The organism is Kineococcus gurbantunggutensis, from assembly GCF_050871925.1.
Taxonomy (GTDB): Bacteria; Actinomycetota; Actinomycetes; order Actinomycetales; family Kineococcaceae; genus Kineococcus.
Genome location: NZ_JBJLSG010000280.1, coordinates 1 through 3,153, shown reverse-complemented (window position 1 = coordinate 3,153; position 3,153 = coordinate 1). Strand labels below are relative to the sequence as shown.

Sequence of the window (3,153 nt, the reverse complement as noted above, 5' to 3'; positions counted from 1 at the left end):
GCCGGCCGCGCGCCCGCCCCCCGCCCCCCCCCCCCCCCCCCCCCCCCCCCCCCCCCCCCCCCCCCCCCCCCCCCCCCCCCCCCCCCCCCCCCCCCCCCCCCCCCCCCCCCCCCCCGGGCCGGGTGGTCGCGCAGGCGCAGGTCCCGGCGGAACCACAGCACCGCGGTGCCGCCGGTGCCGGCGGCACCGGCCGGCCGCGTCGAGGGGGCCGGGGAGCTCGACCGTCGCTGCGCCACGGTCGCGGACGCTAGTGGAGGCGCGCGGCACCCGCGAGGCGTCCCGGCCGCCGGCGCGCGCGGCGAGCTGGCAGGGTGGCGCCGTGACGGGGACCAGCGGGCGGGCGGCGGGACGATCGGGCGGGCGGCGGGCGGTGCTGGCGCGGGCCGCCGCGCGCGGGGCCCTGGGCGGGCTGGCCGGTGCGGCGGCGATGGCTGCCGGCCAGCGCGCCGAGCGCGCCGTCACCGGCCGCCCGGCCTCGTACGTGCCCGGGCGCACCCTGCTGGTGCTGCTGGGCCGCTCACCCGGTGACGACGAGCGCCCCGCCGCGGCCACGGCGGCGATGGCGGTGGGCACGAGCGTGGCCCTGGGCGCCCTGCGCGGGGTGTGGCGGGCCACCGGCCTGGTCGGGGTGCGCGGCAACGTGGCGCAGACGCTGACGCGGATCCTCGTCGACCAGACGCTGGAGAACGCCACGGGCGCCGGCGCCCCGCCGCGCACCTGGGCGCGCGGGGAGGGCGTGGTCGAGGCGCTGCACGCGGCGGTGGCCGCGGTGGCCACCGGCCTGGTCGTCGAGCGCCTGGTCGAGCCCGTGCTGGAGTCGCGCCGCGGCACCACCAGCCACTGACGCGCCGGGCGCCCGGGGCGGGCGCCCTCGGGCGGGGCGGGCCCTCAGGCGGGCGCGGCCAGGGTGGCGGGGTCGGTGTTCGCCCCGCAGACCACGACCGCGACGCGCTCGCCGGGGGCGGGCACGTAGGCGCCGGAGGTCAGGGCGGCGTGGGCGGCGGCGGCGCCGTGCTCGGCGGGCACCCGGTGCTCGCGCCACAGGTGCAGCCGGGCGGCCGCGATCGCGTCGTCGTCGACGAGCACGCTGACCGGCGGCACCCGCCGGGCCACGTCGAAGGCGATGTCGCCGACGCGCCGCGCGCCCAGGGAGTCCGCGGCGATCCCGGAGACCGGCACGTCGACCGGTTCCCCGGCGCGCAGGGCCGCGTGCAGGGTGGGGGCGCCGGTGGGCTCGACGGCCACCACCCGGGCGCGCCCGGCGACGGCCGCGGCGACCCCGGCGAACAGCCCGCCGCCGCCGACGGCGAGCACGACGGTGTCGATGCCCGGTTCGTCGGCCAGGACCTCCTCGCCGATCGCGCCGGCCCCGGCGGCGATCTCGGGCTGGTCGTAGGCGTGGCACAGCAGCGCGCCGGTGGCGCGCACGTGTTCCAGCGCGGCGGCGTGCGCCTCGGCGTACTCGGCGCCCACCCGGTGCACGCGCGCGCCGTGCTCGCGCAGCCGCGCCACCTTCACCTCCGGGGCGGTGACCGGCACGAAGACGGTGGCGGGCACGCCCAGCGCGGCCGCGGCCCAGGCGTTGGCCAGGCCGGCGTTGCCGCCGGAGGCGACCACGACGCCCACGGAGCGCTCGAGCTCGCCGCGCTCGCGGGCGGCGAGCTGGCGGTTCAGGGCGCCGCGGGCCTTGAAGGTGCCGGTGTGCTGCAGGAACTCGCACTTCAGCCAGGGGGCGTCCTCGGCGGCCGGCGCCAGCAGCGGGGTGCGGCGCACGCGGCCGGCGGTGCGCTCGGCCGCGGCGAGGACGTCGTCTCGGGTGATCACAGGTGCTTCCGTCCTCGGGTGCCCGCGCGCCCGAGGGCCGGGCGCGCCGGGCCCACCGTAGCCACCGGCGCGGCGCGGGCCCCGCCGGGCCGGGACCCCGCGCCGCCGCGCACCCGCCGCGCCGCCCGCCGCGCCGCCTCCCCGAGCTTGACACCCGCACCGCGGCAGCCCAGGGTCGTCGCGGTTCGGACCGGTCCGACCACGAGGCCCCGGAGGACACCGTGAGCGAGCTGCACCTGGGACTGGCCGGCGTCGGCCGCATCGGCGCGATGCACGCCGCGAACCTGGCCACGACGCCGGGCGTGGGGCGCCTGACGCTGGTCGACGCGGACCCCGGGCGGGCGCGGGCGGTGGCCGGCGGCCTGCCGGCCGACGGCGCGCGGGTCGACGTGGCCGAGGACGTGGCGGCGCTGCTGCGCAGCGGCGTGGACGCCCTGGTGGTCGCCACCGGCACCGCCACGCACCCCGAGCTCGTGCGCGCCGGCGTGGACGCGGGGGTGCCCGTGCTGTGCGAGAAGCCCGTCGCCCCGGACGTGGCGCTGTCGCTGCCGGTGCTGGAGCACGTCGCCGAGCGCGGCGGGGTGGTGCGCATCGGCCACCAGCGCCGCCACGACGCCGGCTACCGCGAGGCCAAGCGCGCCTTCGAGGCCGGGGAGCTGGGCTGGCTGCACGCGGTGCGGGCGCTCACCTGCGACGCCGCTCCCCCGCCGGTGGCGTTCCTGGCCACCTCGGGCGGGCTGTTCCGCGACTGCAGCGTGCACGACTTCGACGTGCTGCGCTGGATCACCGGCCGGGAGGTCGTGGAGGTCTACGCGCGCGGCTCGAACAACGGCGACCCGGAGATCGGCCGGGTCGGCGACGTGGACACCGCGCTGGCGGTGTGCACGCTGGACGACGGCACCCTGGCGGTGGTGACGGCCTCGCGCTACAACGGCGCCGGGCACGACGTGCGCCTGGAGCTGCAGGGCTCGCTGGGCACGGTGGTCGTCGGGATGGACGAGGCGATGGCGGCCCGCTCCGCCGAGCCGGGCACCACCTTCCCCGCCGGGCCGGCGCACGCGACGTTCGCCGAGCGCTTCGCCGGCGCCTACCGCGCGCAGGCGGCCGCGTTCGTGGACCTGGTCAACGGCACGGGGGGCGAGGACCTGTGCCGCCCGGAGGACGCGGTGGCGGCCTCGCGGGTGGCCGACGCCGCGCAGGAGTCGCTGCTCACCGGCGCGCCCGTGGCGGTGCGCGCCCTGCAGGTCGCCGGGGCCTGAGACCCGCGCGGCGGTCCCGGCCCGGCGCGCGGGCTGGGCGGGCGGACGGGCCCGCGGCACGCGTGCCGCG

The 3,153-nt window shown here is 81.3% G+C and carries 3 protein-coding genes and 1 pseudogene; 2 read left to right on the top strand and 2 right to left on the bottom strand.

What is annotated here, in order from left to right; translation table 11 throughout:
- Nucleotides 1-236, bottom strand: a pseudogene (locus ACRYR7_RS24940) (hypothetical protein); the annotation flags it as partial.
- Between the two features lie 83 nt (nt 237-319).
- Between ACRYR7_RS24940 and ACRYR7_RS24935 the strand changes: the two are divergent.
- Nucleotides 320-844 (top strand): hypothetical protein, encoded by a 525-nt coding sequence (locus tag ACRYR7_RS24935; RefSeq protein WP_432575047.1) that lies wholly within the window; start codon nt 320-322, stop codon nt 842-844.
- Between the two features lie 44 nt (nt 845-888).
- Here ACRYR7_RS24935 and ACRYR7_RS24930 read toward each other — a convergent pair whose 3' ends face one another.
- Nucleotides 889-1,824 (bottom strand): serine/threonine dehydratase, encoded by a 936-nt coding sequence (locus ACRYR7_RS24930; protein ID WP_432575045.1) that lies wholly within the window; start codon nt 1,822-1,824, stop codon nt 889-891.
- 221 nt (nt 1,825-2,045) lie between these two features.
- Here ACRYR7_RS24930 and ACRYR7_RS24925 point away from each other — a divergent pair, with 221 nt between their 5' ends.
- The gene (locus tag ACRYR7_RS24925) at nt 2,046-3,083 is read left to right on the top strand and encodes a Gfo/Idh/MocA family protein (RefSeq protein ID WP_432575043.1); all 1,038 of its coding nucleotides are present in this window, start codon (nt 2,046-2,048) and stop codon (nt 3,081-3,083) included.
- Nucleotides 3,084-3,153 lie beyond the last annotated feature (70 nt).